This is a genomic window from Pedobacter aquatilis, assembly GCF_032678405.1.
In the GTDB taxonomy this organism is placed as follows: domain Bacteria; phylum Bacteroidota; class Bacteroidia; order Sphingobacteriales; family Sphingobacteriaceae; genus Pedobacter; species Pedobacter aquatilis_A.
Map to the genome: position 1 here is coordinate 225,369 of NZ_JAVTSJ010000002.1, position 19,068 is coordinate 244,436.

Annotated in this window: 18 protein-coding genes; 5 read left to right on the forward strand and 13 right to left on the reverse strand. The window is 38.5% G+C overall.

All coding sequences use genetic code 11. The annotated features are described in order from the left end of the window. Window positions 1-80: 80 nt before the first annotated feature. Window positions 81-1,463 (reverse strand): MBL fold metallo-hydrolase, encoded by a 1,383-nt coding sequence (locus tag R2R71_RS06390; protein WP_316830423.1) that lies wholly within the window; start codon window positions 1,461-1,463, stop codon window positions 81-83. A gap of 327 nt (window positions 1,464-1,790) precedes the next feature. Here R2R71_RS06390 and R2R71_RS06395 point away from each other — a divergent pair, with 327 nt between their 5' ends. Beyond that, on the forward strand, window positions 1,791-2,042 hold the full coding sequence (locus tag R2R71_RS06395) for a hypothetical protein (protein ID WP_316830424.1): 252 nt from the start codon (window positions 1,791-1,793) through the stop codon (window positions 2,040-2,042). A 42-nt stretch (window positions 2,043-2,084) separates the two neighbouring features. On the opposite strand, the gene R2R71_RS06400 is transcribed toward R2R71_RS06395, so the two are convergent. Continuing rightward, window positions 2,085-2,459 (reverse strand): hypothetical protein, encoded by a 375-nt coding sequence (locus tag R2R71_RS06400; protein ID WP_316830425.1) that lies wholly within the window; start codon window positions 2,457-2,459, stop codon window positions 2,085-2,087. A gap of 351 nt (window positions 2,460-2,810) precedes the next feature. Between R2R71_RS06400 and R2R71_RS06405 the strand changes: the two genes are divergently transcribed. Continuing rightward, a complete protein-coding gene (locus R2R71_RS06405; protein WP_316830426.1) occupies window positions 2,811-3,413 on the forward strand; it encodes a hypothetical protein in 603 nt (200 codons plus the stop codon). Beyond that, window positions 3,410-3,655, forward strand: a complete 246-nt coding sequence (locus tag R2R71_RS06410; protein WP_316830427.1) for a redox-active disulfide protein 2 — start codon at window positions 3,410-3,412, stop codon at window positions 3,653-3,655. Before R2R71_RS06405 ends, R2R71_RS06410 begins: the two co-directional genes overlap by 4 nt. Window positions 3,656-3,667: 12 nt before the next feature. On the opposite strand, the gene R2R71_RS06415 is transcribed toward R2R71_RS06410, so the two are convergent. Together R2R71_RS06415 and ffh are read right to left on the reverse strand one after the other, a co-directional pair. Then, window positions 3,668-5,206, reverse strand: a complete 1,539-nt coding sequence (locus tag R2R71_RS06415; protein WP_316830428.1) for a YifB family Mg chelatase-like AAA ATPase — start codon at window positions 5,204-5,206, stop codon at window positions 3,668-3,670. A gap of 248 nt (window positions 5,207-5,454) precedes the next feature. Beyond that, a complete protein-coding gene (ffh, locus tag R2R71_RS06420; protein ID WP_316830429.1) occupies window positions 5,455-6,795 on the reverse strand; it encodes a signal recognition particle protein in 1,341 nt (446 codons plus the stop codon). Between the two features lie 563 nt (window positions 6,796-7,358). Between ffh and R2R71_RS06425 the strand changes: the two genes are divergently transcribed. Continuing rightward, window positions 7,359-9,782: a DUF5916 domain-containing protein gene (locus R2R71_RS06425; RefSeq protein ID WP_316830430.1), complete on the forward strand. Its 2,424-nt coding sequence runs from the start codon at window positions 7,359-7,361 to the stop codon at window positions 9,780-9,782. Between the two features lie 29 nt (window positions 9,783-9,811). On the opposite strand, the gene R2R71_RS06430 is transcribed toward R2R71_RS06425, so the two are convergent. Next, on the reverse strand, window positions 9,812-10,801 hold the full coding sequence (locus R2R71_RS06430) for an AraC family transcriptional regulator (protein ID WP_316830431.1): 990 nt from the start codon (window positions 10,799-10,801) through the stop codon (window positions 9,812-9,814). 96 nt (window positions 10,802-10,897) lie between these two features. On the opposite strand from R2R71_RS06430, the gene R2R71_RS06435 reads away from it, so the two are divergent. Next, the gene (locus R2R71_RS06435; RefSeq protein WP_316830432.1) at window positions 10,898-11,626 is read left to right on the forward strand and encodes a hypothetical protein; all 729 of its coding nucleotides are present in this window, start codon (window positions 10,898-10,900) and stop codon (window positions 11,624-11,626) included. 2 nt (window positions 11,627-11,628) lie between these two features. Here the strand turns inward: R2R71_RS06435 and R2R71_RS06440 are convergent, their stop codons facing one another. From R2R71_RS06440 to R2R71_RS06475, 8 genes are all read right to left on the reverse strand, one after another. Further along, entirely contained in the window at window positions 11,629-12,630 is a 1,002-nt protein-coding gene (locus R2R71_RS06440; RefSeq protein ID WP_316830433.1) for a DUF3078 domain-containing protein, read from the reverse strand. A gap of 97 nt (window positions 12,631-12,727) precedes the next feature. After that, the gene (locus R2R71_RS06445; protein ID WP_316830434.1) at window positions 12,728-13,057 is read right to left on the reverse strand and encodes a hypothetical protein; all 330 of its coding nucleotides are present in this window, start codon (window positions 13,055-13,057) and stop codon (window positions 12,728-12,730) included. After that, the gene (locus R2R71_RS06450) at window positions 13,054-13,806 is read right to left on the reverse strand and encodes a hypothetical protein (protein ID WP_316830435.1); all 753 of its coding nucleotides are present in this window, start codon (window positions 13,804-13,806) and stop codon (window positions 13,054-13,056) included. Before R2R71_RS06450 ends, R2R71_RS06445 begins: the two co-directional genes overlap by 4 nt. A gap of 48 nt (window positions 13,807-13,854) precedes the next feature. Continuing rightward, the gene (locus tag R2R71_RS06455) at window positions 13,855-14,691 is read right to left on the reverse strand and encodes a glucosaminidase domain-containing protein (protein ID WP_316830436.1); all 837 of its coding nucleotides are present in this window, start codon (window positions 14,689-14,691) and stop codon (window positions 13,855-13,857) included. A 31-nt stretch (window positions 14,692-14,722) separates the two neighbouring features. Beyond that, window positions 14,723-15,406, reverse strand: coding sequence for a glucosaminidase domain-containing protein (locus R2R71_RS06460; protein WP_316830437.1), 684 nt, complete (start codon window positions 15,404-15,406; stop codon window positions 14,723-14,725). Between the two features lie 34 nt (window positions 15,407-15,440). Then, window positions 15,441-16,079, reverse strand: coding sequence for an O-methyltransferase (locus R2R71_RS06465; protein ID WP_316830439.1), 639 nt, complete (start codon window positions 16,077-16,079; stop codon window positions 15,441-15,443). A 9-nt stretch (window positions 16,080-16,088) separates the two neighbouring features. Then, window positions 16,089-16,505: a Holliday junction resolvase RuvX gene (ruvX, locus tag R2R71_RS06470; protein ID WP_316830440.1), complete on the reverse strand. Its 417-nt coding sequence runs from the start codon at window positions 16,503-16,505 to the stop codon at window positions 16,089-16,091. A gap of 76 nt (window positions 16,506-16,581) precedes the next feature. Beyond that, the gene (locus R2R71_RS06475; protein WP_316830441.1) at window positions 16,582-18,933 is read right to left on the reverse strand and encodes an outer membrane beta-barrel protein; all 2,352 of its coding nucleotides are present in this window, start codon (window positions 18,931-18,933) and stop codon (window positions 16,582-16,584) included. Between the last annotated feature and the right edge of the window lie 135 nt (window positions 18,934-19,068).

A 19,068-nucleotide genomic window follows, 5' to 3' on the forward strand; every position in this document is an offset into this window, starting at 1 on the left:
CTTTAATTTATCCCGGTCCCTTACCGTTTTTGGACAACTGTGTTATAGATTTTTGCTATGCTCAAAAAGGACAAGGTACATTAAATCTCAAACATCTCCCCTCTTTCGGGTGCTACAACATTAAAACCATCTTCTTGTAGCGCTGCTGCTAAACTTTGCAAGTTTTTATCCTCTCCATGAACCAGAAAAACCTTTTTCGGTTGGCCTGTTTGTTTAACCGTTTTAACTAAATCGTCATGGTCGCCGTGGCCACTTAACAAATCCGTCTGGCGGATTGTTGCATAAACCATCATTTCGCGGTCTTTTATCCGAACAATTGGTGCACCGCTTAGCAGTTTATAGCCTAAAGTTCCTTTAGCACAGTAACCAATGAAAAGAATTGTACAATAATAATTTTGAATGTTGTAATAAAGGTGATCCTGAATACGTCCGCCTTCGAGCATCCCGGCAGAAGAGATAATAATACACGGGTCGAAATAATTGGAAACATCTTTACTTTCTTTCATGGTTTGAACGTAGGCCAGATGCTCAAATTCAAACTCATCGCCCATTGTTTTGTAGAAATCCTTTGCTTCCTGGTTAACAAGGCTATGGTGTTTACGGTAAACATCGGTCGCTTGAATGGCCATTGGGCTATCTACAAAAATCTGAACTGGCGGTAATAGGTTTTTTGTGAAAATCTGGTTCAATGCAAAAACCAGCGATTGCGTTCTGCCGATGCTAAAAGCAGGGATGATTAATCGTCCTGGTGTCTTGATACAAGCCTCTTCAATTTCTTTTACCAGTCTTTCTTCCAGTGTCTGGTCTTTTGTATGGTAACGCCCACCGTAAGTAGATTCGCAAACAAAATAATCGACTTCAGGAAGAACTTCAGGTTTAACTAAAACCGGATAGTTTTCCCGTCCAATATCGCCTGAGAAAGCGATTTTCTTTTCTTCGCCATTCTCATTTATGGTTAAAACCACTGCTGCAGCACCTAATAAGTGTCCAACCGGAATAAATGTTAGGCTGATATCGCCATTAATGCTGAAGGGTTTGTTAAAAGCAATGGTTACGAACCTATCAATGGTATCCATTACGTGCTTGTGCAGGTATAAGGGTTTTGGCCCGCTGAAATTACCCCGTTTAGTACGCGGTTTTCGGCTTTGTTTTCTTAAGAACAGCTCAACAGAATCGAAAAGTAATATGGCTGTTAAATCGGCAGTTGGTGGTGTACAAAGCACTTGCCCATCGAAACCGAGGCGTACAAGTGTAGGTAAATTGCCCGAATGATCGATGTGTGCATGGGTTAAAATAACGAGGTTAATGCTGGCCGGATCGAAAGGGAATTGCTGATTTTCTTCCTGGTAGGTCTCTTTCTCATAATCTAAGCCGCAATCTATCAGTATTTTATAATGTCCAACTTCGAGCAGGTGCATACTTCCTGTTACTTGTTGCGCAGCGCCCCAAAACGTTAACTTCATCTTTCTTTCTGTAGGGTAAATGTTAGGCGTAAAGTAATACAATTGAAGCAGATTTTAAGCAAAGGCAGGTAATTTTTTAGTTAGTACATTTTGCTGGAGCGAACCGCTCGTTATAAACCCGACAGCAGCGGAAATACTTTTTGCCGGATATCCTTTCAACGCCCGCAGGTTTTTAAAACCTGCGGGGGTTATTTACTACAGCTAACAAAAAGATTGAAGTGAATGGCGGGACTGTAAAGCCGATGAAATACTGTACCGTTGCTTTTCAAATTAAGAGCGCTTAAATAATACGCTTTTAAGCATTATCTTCGTAGAAAAATATTAGCGATGCAAGAACCATTTGATATAGCGTTAGACCAAATAAATTATTCGGTTTTTCCGGAAGGAAATGATACTTATACCATCTTTAAGGATGGCAAAGAATATATTCAGATTATTAAGGATACTTCGGCAATCTGGCTGAAGATGGATTATAAAACGGAACTGCCAATTTTTGAGGAAGACGAAGAAGTAAATGCTATTGGACAGGCAATTGAAAGTTACGTGCCTGAAGAAGAGGACGAAGAAGATGAGTTATAATGAAAAGTCACGGTAAAATGCCGTGACTTTTTTGTTTTTTTACTATCTGGTACAGTTGGCTGTCCAGGTTTGGCCGTCTTTAGAAACGAGCATTTTTAAGGTGCTGGCATCAATGCTAATACCGGTTAAACCAGAACCAATACTTACATAACTGTTATCGCCGGTTTTTTCAAACTTCACTCCGGTTATATCAGGAATGCCACTGCCGAAATAAAAGTTATAAGTTTCGCCAACCTTACTTACAGTTACCTTCCCGTCAGAACTATTAATTGTGGTTTCGCTGTTTCGGTAAGAAACCGTTCCATTGTAAGTACCAATAAAGAAATCCCGGTCTGCAGGGTCTGTATCTTTCTTACAAGATACCATCACGGTTAATGCTATTAAAAGCATGCTAAAAATTTGAACTGTCTTTTTCATGTTTTGTTTTTCATAGTGAACCTGCCAGGTAGTTGCCAGATTCGGTTAGTTAAATGTAACAGGCACATTACAATCACTGTGCCAAGCAAATTATGAAGCGCGTATTTTAGCTTCAAGAACATCGGGTATTTCTACTGGGATACGTTTTTAATATATTGATTATTAGTTGTTTGATTTCTTTATGATAGGGTTGTTAATTGAGCTTATGGTCAATGTGATAAAAGATATAAACTGTTCGGATTAATGGATAGCGAATCAGGCTTAGGTAAATGCTTGAGATAATTTTTTATTTTGCGGGCAAATACGAATTGATTAAGGTATCCTTAACAATTTTATCTAAACGCTATCAAGATGAAATTCTCAGAAAACCTACAAAAACTACTTCCCTTTGGCTACCTTTTCCTTGTGGTATTGGGTATACTTAAAGAGAGCATTTTTTATTACCAGATTGACATTAATATTTTAAAATATTCTAGCCTGATGGATATTTTAATTAGCCCTATTGCAACCTTAACATCTAATCTGGTTGCGTTTGTTGGGGTCGTGCTTTTCGCAATCGTTTTGTACGCCTATCCTGCATTTTTAGCTAAAAAACGTGATAAAAAATGGGCGCAAAAATTATCGAGTTTAAAAAATGCTGAATCGCTTAGTGAAGAGCAGATTGCAAATCATTTCACAAGTTTTTTTGCTGTTCTTTTTGCCTGCGGCCTGTTTTCTTTCTTTATTGGTATTGGCCTTGGACAAGGGAAAAAATTGGCAAAACGGATTAATAACAATACCCTTAAGTATGATCATGTTTTAAATTACAGCGGTGGCGAATCTGAAGTAGTTTACCTGATTGATGTTAACAGTGTATATTATTTTTATCTGACCAAGGGGAGTAAAAGGATTAAAATTGCTCCCTTAGGTTCGGTAAAAAACATGGAATTAATTCTTAATAAAAAAATACAATGAAAGAGAAGAATTTAGCTGAAATGAGTAATGAAGATTTACTTAAAACGGAGAAATCAATAAAAGTGATGACCTCGATACTTGCGGTTGCTTTAGCATTATTATTTGTTATCAACTTAATCACAGCTTTTAAAAAAGGCTTTAGCGCCTTAACTGTAATACCTATAGCACTGCTGCCAATTGTAATTGTGAACATTAACAATATAAAAAAGATTCGGGCGGAGCTTATGTCAAGAGGATTATAGTATTTCGGGGTTTCATCCTGCCCAACCATCCCTATCTAAGCTTCTGTAGTTGATGGCTTCTGCAAGGTGTTCCAGTTCAACGGTATCACTTCCATCTAAATCGGCAATGGTGCGGGCAACTTTTAAAATCCTGTCGTAAGCTCGTGCAGATAAACCTAGTCTTTCCATCGCCGACTTAAGCAATAATGTTCCAGCGTCACTGATTTGGCAAACTTTCCTCACAATTTTCGGACTCATTTGTGCGTTATAGTGCAAATCGTCTTTATCGGCAAAGCGATGGTCCTGAATTTCTCGTGCCCTAATTACCCTTGCCCTGATCTGTTCGCTTTTTTCCGCTTCGCGGGATGAAGCCAGCTCAGAGAAATTTACCGGTGTTACCTCCACATGTAAATCGATACGGTCTAGTAAAGGCCCTGAAATTTTACTCAGGTATTTCTGCACTACGCCCGGCGCACAAACACACTCTTTTTCCGGATGATTGTAAAAACCACAGGGACAAGGATTCATAGACGCTACTAGCATAAAACTTGCGGGGTATTCTACTGAAAAACGAGCCCTCGAAATGGCTACTTTTCTGTCTTCCAATGGTTGCCGCATCACCTCTAAAACTGTTCTTTTAAACTCCGGAAGTTCGTCGAGGAATAACACCCCATTGTGTGCCAAAGAAATCTCTCCCGGAGCCGGATTCATTCCACCACCAACTAAAGCCACGTCCGAAATTGTGTGATGTGGCGATCGATATGGCCTGATGGTCATTAAGGCATCTGCAGCGGATAGCTTGCCTGCAACAGAATGTATTTTGGTCGTTTCTAAGGCTTCATATAAATTCAAGGGAGGTAAAATAGTTGGTAAGCGCTTCGCCAGCATGGTTTTTCCAGCCCCAGGTGGGCCAATTAAAATTACGTTATGCCCTCCTGCGGCGGCAATTTCTAAAGCACGCTTAATGTTTTCCTGCCCTTTAACATCGGCAAAATCGTGTTCATAATTGTCTATGTTTTTTAGAAACTCCTCTTTGGTATTTATTTTAACCTGCTCTAAGGGTTCATTTTTTTTAAAAAATGCGATTACCTGCGCCAGGCTTTCTACGCCATAAGCAATTAAACCATCAACTATGGCAGCTTCCCGAACATTTTGCTTCGGCAGTATAAAACCTTTAAAACCTTCTTGCTGTGCCTGTATGGCAATTGGTAAAGCCCCTTTTATAGGTTGGATTACACCATCTAAAGAAAGCTCACCCATAATAAAGTAGTTTTCCAGTTCTTCGGCAGGGATTTGACCTGAAGCCGCTAAAATCCCAATTGCTATAGGCAAATCATACGCAGAACCTTCTTTTCTGATGTCGGCAGGCGCAAGGTTAACAACAATTTTTTGCCTGGGCATTCGGAAACCTGCTACATGAATGGCGCTTTCTACGCGTTGCAAACTTTCCTTAACTGCGTTATCAGGCAGCCCAACCATAAAATATTTGTTGCCACCACTGATGCTTACCTCGATGGTTATGGTTAATGCATTTACACCATAAACAGCACTCCCGTATGTTTTTACAAGCATTAATTTTTAATAAAATTTATCGGGATGTTATGTTTATTCGGGGAATGAATGATGAGTTTTACTAATATAGAAAGAATTATTTAAATACCGTTGGTTGGAAACCAACGGTAAGGAAAGCTAACATTATTTGGCCTATTTCTTTAAACGGTTGAAACTTCAACCAAAATGTTGTTTCCAAAAAAAATCCCAACCATTTCTGATTGGGATTTTAATTTATAAATATGCTGTTTTTGCTTTCCGCTCAAAACTTATCGCTTTCCGAAAGGCATTTTAGGCATACCTTTCATCATAGCTGCAGCGGCTGCCGGGTTCGAAAACTGCTTCATCATTTTACGCATATCTTCGAATTGCTTAATCAGTTTGGTAACTTCTTCAACTTTACTACCCGAGCCTTTTGCAATACGTAAGCGACGGCTTTGCTGAATAGCATCAGGATTTTCTTTTTCAAATGGTGTCATCGAGTTTATAATCGCCTCTATCGATTTGAATGCATCATCCTGAATATCAACATTCTTCATCATTTTACCCACACCCGGAATCATACCCATCAAATCTTTCATATTACCCATTTTCTTAATTTGCTGAATCTGGTTATAGAAATCGTTGAAATCGAATTTATTCTTGCGGATTTTCTTTTGTAACTCTGCAGCCTGCTTTTCATCAAATTGCATCTGTGCACGCTCAACAAGGGAAACTACGTCGCCCATGCCTAAAATACGCGATGCCATACGGTCCGGATAGAAAACATCAAGTGCTTCCATTTTCTCGCCCGTACCAATAAATTTAATTGGCTTGTTCACTACCGATTTTATCGAAAGCGCAGCACCACCACGGGTATCACCATCTAGCTTGGTTAATACAACTCCAGTAAAGTCGAGCCTGTCGTTAAATACTTTTGCTGTATTTACAGCATCCTGACCGGTCATCGAATCCACAACGAATAAAATTTCGTGTGGTTGCGTTTTAGCCTTAACTTCCGATATCTCGTTCATCAACGATTCATCAATTGCTAAACGACCTGCCGTATCGATAATGATTACATTATTGCCATTTTGTTTACCATGCGCAATACCTTCTAAGGCTATTCCAACCGGATCTTTCGATTCGCGGTTTGCATAAACAGACACCCCAACCGAAGTTCCTAAAACCTCCAGCTGGTCTACCGCCGCCGGGCGGTACATATCGCCTGCAACTAATAATGGTTTTTTGCCTTTGCCTTTTAAGTGTAAAGCCAGTTTACCAGCGAAAGTGGTTTTACCGGCACCATTTAAACCTGCAATTAATATGATGGTTGGATTTGCTTTGGTTTCAAGCTCGGTAACCTCACCACCCATTAGGGCAGCAAGTTCATCGTTCATGATTTTAGTAAGTAACTGTCCTGGCGAAACCGACGTTAATACATTTTCACCTAATGCTTTTTGCCTAACATCATCGGTAAATGATTTGGCTGTTTTATAGTTAACATCGGCATCTAATAATGCTTTACGAATTTCTTTCATGGTTTCGGCCACGTTGATTTCCGTAATGCTACCCTGTCCTTTTAGTACTTTAAACGCTCTGTCTAGCTTGTCCTGTAAATTATCAAACATCTTTTTATAAGCTAAAAGCTTGTTGCCCTTAAGCAAAAGCCACTTGTTTTTTAATAAAAGGCAAATGTATCAAATTTTGATTGTAAATCGCTGCACCACAAAGTCAAAAATATTTGGTTAAAATAAATGCAGATGATTAATTTTTGGAAATGAACGGTCGTTAGCATTTGGCAGCCTTCGGTCCCGCCATTTGCTTCAATCTTTTTATTGGCTGCCGTCATAATCAGGCACGAAGCATCTGTTTCATCGGTTGCAGATGCTTCGTGCCTCAGCATGATAACACATTCAGGGTAACTGCAAATAAAAAGTATTTACGCTCCTGTCGGGTTTAAGCACAAGGGCTTGCTATCTCAATGTTAAAAAACAGCACAAATTAGCGAACCAGCCCTACAGTGAAGCCGTACTTTGCAGCAAGGAAGTATCGACCAAGTAAAGCTTACAAGCAGAACACAGAAAGCAGCTGAGTTTAATGCAGCTACACTGTACTCCAAAAACCTAAAATAATTTTCAAATTGTGCAACATTTAAAATAATTGGTAGTCTTATGCTTATCAAACCAAACCTATGAAATCCTATCTAACCTTTTTGTTTGTGTTATCAATGAGCCTTGTCTTTGCTCAAGATCCAGCTAAACAAAAGGAATTAAAAGCAGTACGTACTGCTGAAACGCCCAAAATAGATGGTGTATTAGATGATGCCTGCTGGGTAAATGTTCCCATTGCTACCGATTTCTTTGAAATAAGACCTGTTCCAGGACGGGTTGAGAAGCAAGATAGAAGGACAGAGATGAAAGTGCTTTATGATGATGTAGCCATTTATGTTTATGCCCGTATGTACGACGATAAGGACAGCGTTTCGCATGAGCTGGTTTCGCGTGATAATATTGGTAATGCCGATTTTATTTCCATAATTGTTGATCCGTTTTACGATAAAATGAATGGAAATGGATTTTTTGTTACGGCAGCAGGCGTACAATTCGATGCAAAATATTCGCAGGTTGGCGATGAAGACCCTAACTGGAATGCAGTTTGGGAAAGTGCAGTTAAAATTGACGATAAAGGCTGGACCTGTGAAATGAAAATCCCTTACTCTGCCCTGCGTTTTTCGGGTAAAGATGTTCAGAACTGGGGACTAAATTTTAGCCGGAGAATACAGCGCTCAAATACACAAACATTCTGGAATTTTGTTAACCCAACGGTAAATGGCTTTATTAATCAGGAAGGACTTTTTACAGGAATTAAAGATATTAAGCCACCACTTCGACTTTCTTTTTCGCCATACCTTTCTGCTTACTTAAATCATTACCCGGTAAACCTCCCTGGTGTAAAAAATACGACTACCCGGTTTAATGGTGGTATGGATGTTAAATACGGGATAAATAATAGTTTTACGCTGGATATGACGTTGGTACCCGATTTTGGCCAGGTACAATCCGACAACCGTATTTTAAACCTAACGCCCTTCGAAGTAAAATTCAATGAAAACAGGCAGTTTTTTACCGAGGGAACCGAGCTATTTAACAGGGGCGATTTATTCTACTCTAAACGTATTGGTTCTATTCCATCCTATTACAATTACAGCGGCATCAGCAGTACCGATAAAATACTTAAAGACCAAACCGAAGCAAAGGTTTTAAATGCAACTAAAATTTCGGGGCGCACCGCTAAAGGATTAGGTATAGGTATTTTTAATGCCGTTACAAGCAGCATGAAAACCGAGGTTGAAGATGCAAACGGAAATATTCGTGAGGTTGAAACGCAACCATTAACCAATTATAATATCCTGGTTTTCGATCAGTCTTTAAAGAATAATAGCTCGGCAACTTTTATTAATACCAATGTTTTAAGGCAAGGAAGTGCTTATGATGCCAATGTTAGTGCCTTACTTTTTAACCTAAGCAATAAGGGAAACAAATATTTTGTTAACGGAGGTGGAAAAATGAGCTACCTGCGTGGCGAAGAAACAAGCACAGGTTACAGTTATACCCTCCGTTTCGGAAAACAAAGTGGTAATTTTACCTGGAATTATAATCAGGTATATGCTGATGATAAATTTGACCCATCGGATATGGGCTTCTTTACCAACAATAACTTTTTAGATCAGCGACTGGGTTTCGGTTACAACACATATAAGCCAACTAAATGGTATAACGAGTGGCAAAGCTGGCTAAACCTTTTATATTCGCGAAGAGCTACACCCGGCGATTACCAGAGTTCGGGGTTTAATACCGGCTCCTATATGAGGTTTAAAAACCTATGGTCGGCAGAGCTCGATTTAAGTTATGATGCAAGAGCCAACGATTTTTATGAAGCAAGAAACGGGCAGGTGTACCGCAAACCCGGAAACTTTGGCCTTGGCTTATATATTAATCCAAACAGGGCAAAGGCTTATAATTTCGGTGGTAATATCCGTTATTTTAAGCAACAGCTTTTTAATGGCGAATCATTTAATTACTACTTTTTTCAAAACTTCAGGTTAAATGATAAGATAGCTTTTGGCTTAGATTTAAACTTTAACCCTGATTATAATTATGTAAATTGGGTAACAGCGCAGGGAAGTCAGGCCATTTTCTCTAAATACGACAGAAGAACTGTTGAGAACTCTTTCGATGCAAAATACACTTTTACCAATTTGATGGGAGTAACGGTAGTGTTGAGGCACTATTGGAGCGACAGGAGAAATAAGGAGTTCTACCTGCTTAAAGCAGATGGAAACTTAACAGATTATCAGGGACCGGCATTAACCGGAACCGATAGAAATTATAATGTGTTTAATATCGATTTGATCTATACCTGGCAATTTGCACCAGGTAGTACACTCTCTTTGTCTTACAAGGATGCCGCCGAAACTTACGATACTTTCTATACACAACGCTACAACAAAAACCTGAATGGAATTCTCGCGACACCTCAAAACAATAGCTTATCCGTTAAGGTTTTGTACTATGTAGATTATCTGGATTTAAAGAAAAAGCATAAAAAGATTTAGGTTTTGCAATTTATGTCAGCATTTGCTGATCACCTTGCTTTACCGGGACTAATGCCGAATTTTTTAGTAAATGCATTACTAAAATGCTGAACAGATGAATAGCCCAATTCGTCGGCTATGATTTTGATGTCTTTTGTTTTGTCAGCAAGTAAATCTTTGGCCTGCATCAATTTATAGTCACTCAAATAGCCAAAAACAGTATGGTTAAAAACTTCTTTAAACCCTTGTTTTAATTTAAACTCGTTTATGCCGGCCACTTTTGCAAGTGCTGTTAAAGAAGGCGGATTATAAATGTTCTTAATAAGATACTCACGGGCATAGTAGATTCTGTCCCTGTCATAATCCGATTTTATCGTAGCTTTATTTGTATTCTTATCGGCAGCAACAAACGCCTGCGCCTGCAAAGCTAAAAGCTCAACACATTTCGACTGAAGAAACAATAGTTTAAGCCCTCCGGTAAAGTTGCAGTTCATTACGTCGGCTATGCAATTATGCATTGCTAAGCTTATCGAAAGGTTTTGTGGCGATAACTCAACAGCCTTATTGTTCATAATTTTTTCGCCAAAACGCTTTAATAAAGTGCTGCTTTCGCCTGTAAGGTCAACAAATTTATCACGCTGAAAATGGATTTCGAAAAATTTATTTGGAGCATTTGTTGCAAACTCGGCAATACCATCGAAACCGGGCGAATAAAAGATATTGTGCTGGTTCGATTTCATGGAATGCTTTCTGTTAGTTAAAAAATTTTCGATAATTCCATCACCTTTTAGCGCAAAATGGAGCTCCACCATTTCCTGCTCATCAATTGATTTTACCCGCAAGCGACTTTCTTTAACCACAACATCGCCATAAACAATAAAAATACCGGAGAAAGCAATCTGAACGAGTTCGGCATCGCCGAAGGGAAAACTGAATTTCTCCCTTCGCTCGGTAACCAGCGGCAGATTAACTTTATCCGTATCGATCAAATCGCCGACTACGTATTTCTGGTTATTGTTATCGTAAATGCTTATTGCCATAAAATCCCTTTTGTGTAAGTTTTAATCCTTTTGATGTAAAATGACCCAGGCATTTGACAATTAATTTTGGCCAAAGTTACTAAAGAAATGAATACGATGCCGAAATTACCATCATGGCTGGCCGATACAATGGAAAAAATCATCAGCAATAAAATATTTGAAGTAGTAGTTACTGAAACCCGGATGTTGAGCAGTAATCTAAAAAAAATTACCCTGAAAGGGGATTTTGTGGAGGCTGATTTCGTTCCCGGAAATGAAGTTTTGTTCCGTGTTAATGCCAACGAATACCGCCATTACACCCTGTCTGATTTTAATCGTGAAAATGAAACCTGTGAAATTATCTTGTTTCTGAACCGAAAAGGTGTTGGCAATAATTGGGCGGTAAACCTCCAGAAAGGAGATTCTCTAAAGCTCATTGCTGACAATGCTAAAATAAAATACAATTTTAATTCCAACCAGCATTTCTTTTTTGGGGATGAAACCAGCATTGGTTTGTATGAGCAGTTTGGCGCTGTTGCAGGAGAACTGGAACATGAATATTTTGGTATTCTGGAAATAAAGGAGGAAAATGAAGAAGCCTTAAATAATATCAAACTGCTTATTGATGCCGTTCCTTCTGAAATTATGGCGCCTGCCGAAAATGCAATAACCTGGATGGAAAATATGCACCCTAAATGTTGGGAAATGTGGAAAGATGCCAGTTTTTATCTTACCGGCAGAGGTAAATCTGTTCAGAAATTTAAAAAATACCTTAAAGAAAAAGGCGTTAGTTACAAGCAGATACAAACAACCTGTTACTGGGAAAACGGCAAAACTGGAGGCTAAGCTTATCTTGGGAAAACAAAGGCAAAACCCAGCGCCAGTGTCTGGCTGGCCTGAACTTTATTTGTGCCTGTATCCATATCATAAAGCAAAACACCTGTTAAACTGGTATTCATATAACGGTTAATTTTTGCAGTTAATGCTACGTCTAACCTATGGTCAACGCGTTTAAAGGCAATGTCTTCATAAGGAATAAACATTGCGTACCTCGCCTTTAAATTGGTATTGGTGAAAATATCTTTATCGAAAGCAGATACAATTTGAAATGCAAGTTCATTTCTGAATTGTTTGCCTGGTGTTACACCATAATTTTTTGAGTTAGTACGATATAATGCCGTGTCTAAAACGAAAGTCTGGCGGGCTGTTCCGGTACCAATACGTGTAGAGAAATATTTGTTTGGCTTGTATTCAAAACCGACCGATTCAGTTAAATAACCTGGTCCCATGAACTTGGAAATTAGCGTCGGTGTTTCTACTCCGTTTACTGTAGAATATGAATAACCATTGTCGAACTGTGATTCAAAACTTACTGAACCAAAGAAATACCAGTTTTTCGACATCTGGAACGAAGCCTTATTGTCCCAGAAAATACGGTCGTTGGTTTTCTTTTGCAGCTGGTCCTTGTTCTTAATTTTTCCATATTGAAGAATAACCTCGCTTACATAACTATAGCTGTTTTTACTGTACTCCGCTTTCCAGTTTAACAAACCACCAACAGCGATAGAGTTTACACCACCACCTTTCCAGTTATCGCTAAACTGTGCCTGGTTAATATTTATACCAATTGATGTCTTAGTTTTCCAGTAGTTAACTTTCGCATTTACAATTGCAGGGCGAAGTTTAACCGGCTCGAAAGATAAAGGCAAGGTGCGGCTTGGTAGTGGATTACGCTTAAGTTTAATGTTCAGGTCTTTGGTGTTGATAGGAATTGTATCAATCTCCTGAGCATATAATTTCGCAGAAACAAGGCTTAAAACGATGATGATGGAGGCTATAAAATTCTTCATTGCTTACAAAGAAAAAGAAAATTAATTAGAGATTAAAAGGTTTAACAAAATGATTTTGCCTTAAACACCTGAAATATTGAAGTAAAACCCGCTGAATTTAAAGCTTTTTTAGCCTGAGCCAACCAAACCAGTTACCCGTTTTCAGGTAATTCAAGTTGTTTTCGTGAGCATATGCTTCCTGTTCAAAAAGAATGTTGCGGTAGGCAAGATCATGACTTTTGTACCGAAGCCTGTTGATTAAATAATTCACTAAATACAAAATGTAAAAGGGAAAGATTAAAAGTTCGAGCTGCTGCCTGAGGTGTATTTTTTCATGGTTGATAATCTCCCGGTCAGTTTTATAACTGTTTTTCTTTAACATGATGAAAGGAAAAATTGCCATCCCTTCAGCGGGTAGTTTCTTTACAATCAGTATCGGTGCTTTCAAAACTTGTCTATACTAAGTTGTGGAAGAGTTGGTAAGCGCAAAGCCTGTGGGTTTATCCGATAGCTTCGGTAGGCATTTCTGATAAAAAGATTAAATGCATAATCATTTGCTTCAAGAACAAACTGATAGGTCGGTCGGTATTGCTGCATAAAATCGGTAAGTTCAGGGTCTTTAATGCCTAGCACTTGTTTTACCAGATTGGGGGTAAACCGATAATCAATCATATCTTCGCGATAATCTTTCTCCAAAATTTTCTGTAAATGACGTGCATTTTTCCCTTGCCTGCTTAGTAAATTGTAAATCGCATCGATACCCAAACCTACACCGCCATTTCCTAAGTTCAGTAAATTTTTACTGCTTCCACGTTCTGTGGCATAACGATATTCCTTTATGGTTTTTTCATATTGCGCCTGCGGCGAAAGCTTTTTCTGCTGGATTAATACATCCCTTAAACGAATGCCTAAAGATTTTAGCTGGAAATATGCTGCAGGCTGGCCTTTAAAAATTACGGTATCAACCCCATAGCCAGATAAAGCCGCAACAAGGGTATCTCCCGGAATCGCAAAAGTGCTGAACTCACCTTTTGTAGTATTGTAAAGCCCATCGCCGGTTCGGGTATTGTAAATATAAACTTTAGCCAGCCGCTGCTTCGTTTCCTTATCAATAACAACGCCCTGCACAGGTTTTGTTTGTGCATAAAGCGTTGCCGTGAGGCAAGAAAATAATAGAAAAGCAATTAAAAATCTCATTGGATAACAAAGCTACAACTTACTAGGCTGCTAAAATTTTGATTAACACTATTTAACTTTCAGCACCTGTCCAAGTTTAATGCCATCAGTTGTCATATTGTTTAATATTTTTAAATCATCAACACTGATGTTGAAACGCTTAGCGATGTTATAAAGTGTATCGCCTTTAACTACGGTATATGTTCCATCGGCCAGAACAGGTTTTGCACCTGGCGGAGGTGTTTCAACAGGTGTGAATTTTGCTTTTTCTTTTGGGATATTCTGGTTAATTTCTGTAAACACGCGGTCTTCCCTGGCAATTTTTTGCTTTTCGGTTTCCGATTGGTCGTATTGGTAAAGCTGGTACTTTTCGATAGTATTGATCAGTAAATCAGGATATTTTGGATTAGTTGCATAACCTGCTTGTTTTAGTCCTTGTGCCCAGCTTTTGTAATCGTTTTTATCGAGCTGAAACAAGGCGCTGTACCGTTTACGTTTTAAAAATTCTGAGTGATCCTTAAAAGATTCTCGGGCATCTTTATAAACCCTGAAACAATCATTCTTCTGGTCGTCATCTCTGAAATAGTTTTTCCCTTTCCAGTCGGATGTACATTTGATGCCAAAATGGTTGTTTGCGTATTTGGCCAAATCGCTATTTCCACTCCCCGATTCTAAAATGCCCTGAGCTAGTGTAATACTTGCCGGAATACCGTAGGCATTCATTTCTTCGATGGCTACGGCTTTAAACTCATCAATATAACTTAAAGTATTGTAGCTTTTATAGGTGTTATTATTAGCCTTATTAGCTTCTTTTTCTATCTGTTTATTGTTTCTTGAGAATTTTCGCGATGAGCATGAACTTAGTAAAACGACGATTAACGCCAGATAGAAATATTGTATCTTCATTTTTCAGATTAGTTTAATTAAGCATAGACCGTTACAGCTTTATCTTCTGCCCGGGTTTCAGGTTCGACTTCTTCATCCCGTTTTTTTGCATAATGGCTTTAACTGTAGTGCCTTTCTTTTTTGCAATAATACTTAAATTATCGCCTGTTTTAACCGTATAAGTATTTGTTGTTTTGTGTTTTTTGCTTTTATGGCGATAAGTGCTATGGGCGTAAACAGGCTCCTCATATCCATCCGGTCTTTCGTCGTACTGATAAAGCTCGTATTTTTTTACCAGGGCGATAACCTGGCTTGCCCAGGTTCTGCTGCGGGCATAACCCGAACGTTGGATGCCCCTCGCCCAACCCTGATAATCGTACTGATCATACTTTTCAAAAAGGTTATTGAACGGCGAGCGGGTTTCCATAATTTCGACGAAATGGCTGTAAGATTCATCGGCACTTAAATAATCACGATAGGAGGAACGGATTTCTTCATTACTGTTTGGTCCCTTCACGCCAAAGTGATTATTGAGGTGTTGCGCAATGCGGCTGTTACCTGATGCAGATTCGTGAATGGCAACTGCAAGAATTATACTCGCCGGGATTTTATGGTCACGCATTAAACCCTGAGCAAATTCCACATGTTCTGAAATATAATCTTCTGTACTTTGCGCTTTTGTTATCAATCCTGATAACAAGAGCAAACAAACGGAGCAAAAGGTAATTAGTTTCATGATGTTTGGTTTTATTTAGCTAACCAATTAAAGGTTAACCTAGTTTCCTAATCACAAATAAGCCATCGCGAACGGGAAGAATTAATTTTTCAACGCGTTCATCATCAGCTATTTTATCATTAAAGCTAGTAATATTTTTAGTGTCTTTATCTTGTTTATCCTGAAGCACTTTTCCACTCCACAATACATTGTCAACAATTATGATTCCGCCTGGCCTTACACGATCAAAAATTAAATCGTAATAAGTACCGTTGTTTTTCTTGTCAGCGTCTATGAATACAATGTCGAAAGTTTCGTTAAGTTCATTAACAGTTTGTGTCGCATCGCCGAGAATGTATTTAATCTTATCGTTAGATGGCGATTTTTCGAAATTAGAACGAACCATGTCTTCTAACTCTACATTAATGTCTAAGGTATAGATGATACCGTTTTTAGTAAGCCCTTCTGCTAAACATAATGTTGCATAGCCGGTAAATGTACCAATTTCTAAAATCCTTTCGGGAGCAACCATTTTACTTAGCATGCTTAAAACCCGGCCCTGGTAATGACCAGAAATCATACGCGGCATGAGTACTTTCAGGTTTGTTTCCCGATCGATTTGTTGTAATAATTCGTTTTCGGGTTCGCAGTAGTTGATCAATAATTCTTGTAAATCGTCGTTTATCAGGCTCATTTTATTTGGTTATAAACGGTTAGTTTCCATAAAATATTGTAGGATGAGGGTAGCTGCAATTGTATCTACCCTTTCCTTGTTCTGCCGGTCTGATTTTTTCAACCCACTTTGCATAATGGTTTGATGTGCCATTTTAGAGGTAAAGCGTTCATCTACCCAAAATTGAGGAATGGCAGGAAACGCTTTTTTCAATAAGGTAGAAAAGCCTTTTGCATGTTGTTTCGAATCTGAGTCAGAGCCATCCATTTGTTTCGGGTCACCAATAACAAATGCCTCAACCGGTTCGGTTAACATATATTTTTTGATGTATTCTATTGCGTCTTTAGGGTGTACGGTATCCAAACCTGTAGCAATAATCTGCAAAGGATCGGTAACCGCAATACCAATACGTTTTGTTCCGTAATCGAAAGCAAGAATTCGGGCCATATAAAATAATAAGAGCCCAAAGGTAAGGTTTTTTGATAAAACGCGTTTTTAACGCCGGTTTCCTTATGAAGCCGACCTATGATCCGGCTCTTTTCATCTCGTCGGTTGCACCACCATTCGAACGTTTAACCGCCTTTAGCGGTTTTCCGAACCTATAAGTAAAACTCAATACAAAGAGTCGGCTGTCGCGGGTAAGTTTAAAATATTCCTGTGCCTGTGGAAAGTCAGTTAGCCCTTCCATAGCTTGCGTAAAGAATATATCCCTGGCACTTAGTTTTAAATTCCCTTTTCCTCTTAAAATAGATTTTCCGATACCAGCTGATACCTGACCTGTTGGATAAAGCAACTCCTGTAAATCGTTTCGTGCTTTTGTAATGTAATAACCAGAAAGTTCGGCGTTGAAAGTTCTGCTGATACTGAATTGGTTATTTAAACTAAACTGAAATTGGTTAACTGAAGAGCTATAACTTATGTTTTGATAACCTTCTAATTTTTTGTGGTTAAAATTAGCCTGTCCGTTAAACAACCACCACTTGGCAGGTGTAAATTGTATTGAGGTTGATACGCCGAGGTTATGCATTTCGCCAACATTACCGTCGGTATAAATTAAGATGTTTGTCCCTTCAGATAAGAAAAGCTGTGAAAAATAATTTTTAATAATACTGTAGGAAACCGTTGTCGTTATAAGTTGTTTAAATCGATGGCTCAGCTCCATATTCCAGCTGTACTGTGGGGTAATGTATGGGTTGCCGCGTTGTAAGGTGTATTTATTTACGATAAATACAAATGGATTTAATTTCTGATAGGCAGGACGATCTATTCTTCTGCTTGCGGTTAAAGTAATCGTATTTAATGAATCAACTTCATAACTTAAATAACCCGAAGGGAAGAAATTCCCATAGGTTCTTGAAAATGATGAATCTGGTTTTATGGCGTTACCTAGCTGATGCGCATTGTAATCGGTATGTTCATACCTTATGCCTACCTGGGCATTAAATTTTTCCCATTTCTGCGTAAAGCTGGTATATGCTGCATTTATATTTTCTTTATATTGAAAATGATTACTTCTGTTTAAATCAGCCGATCGGTTGGTTCCGTTAAAGTTTATATAATCAGCTATATTACCGGTGTTTATTGATGATGATTTAAATCCGGATTCCAGCTGTGCATTTTTACCAAGATGTGCTGTATGATCAGCTTTTGCTGAAAATATTTTTATTGTAGATGGAACGTCCACATCTGTACCAGAAGTATAGCCGTTTGTTGTTAGTAATTTATTGGTGAACTCCTGGTTGTTGTTCATGCTATATTTCAGCAGGTCAAGATCAACTGATAAATCCTGATTTTCACCAATAGATTGCTTCAGGTTTAAGTTAACAGCGCCATTGCTGAATTTGTAAAGACTGCTACTGTTTGTTGAAACTGCTGAGTCAATCGTTCCTGAAGATTTTTTCCAGGTGGCTATAGCATCGCTCTGCCCATCTCTTTTAATCAATGTACCACTTAAAGCAAGGCCTATGGTTGTGCTTTTAGAGGCGTAAAAATCCAATCCGGTTTTTAAAAACTTATAATGGGTTAAGGTTTTTAAGGCAGTGTTTTGGTCGAGAATGCCATTAACAGCATTGTTTTGATTAAAATATTGCCTTAATGCGGTAATATCTGTAAAGTTGTTATTGGTGTTAAAACTTGCCGTAGCGAAAGTATTTATCTTTCCCTTTCTGTAGTTTAGAAGAATGCTATTGTTGTTTTTATAATCACGGCTCCATCCGCCTATAGTTGTTATTGATCCGTTAAAGCCTTCCTGTGTATTTTTTTTTGTTTTAATGTTAATAATACCGCCGTTTCCACTGGCATCGTATTTTGCTGATGGATTTGTAATTAATTCAATCTGGCTAACCTGGGCAGAGCTCATGCTGGACAGTAAATTTGTTAAATCGCTTCCGGTTAAATAAGTTGGTTTCTCATCGATCATAACCAAAACAGTGGACTTTCCCTGTAAACTTATGCTTCCTTCTTTATCAACCATCACCCCTGGCGATTTCTCAAGCAGTTCTAAAACCGTGGTCCCTAAATTGGTTGTCGATGCATCAACATTTAGTACAATTTTACCCTGAATATGTTGTATAGCAGGTCGGTTACCATCAATTACGACTTCCTTTAATACCTGGTTTGTTGGTAATATTTTGATGCTTAATGTAGAAAGCACAAACGGAGATTTTATTGTTGTTGTTTTATGCGTTTCGTAACCAACAGTGTGAACGCTAAAAACATAATTTCCCGGAGCCGGCTGGTTAAAAATAATAACACCTTTTTTATCGGTTTTAGCAGCCTTGATAAGTGATGAATTTTTGGCAAGCAAAAGCTCTACGGTTACGTTTTCGAAAGGGCGGTTCTTTTCATCGAAAACAACTATTTTAATCGTTTTCAATTTTTTTTGGCTAAAGCTTGTTATTGTTGAGAGCAATAAAAAAAGCAATAACGAAGACTTTAAAAAGTTCATTCTTATGGCAATAGTTAGTTTAGTTTGGGTCGATTGGGGTTCAAAGATAATGAAAACCAACTA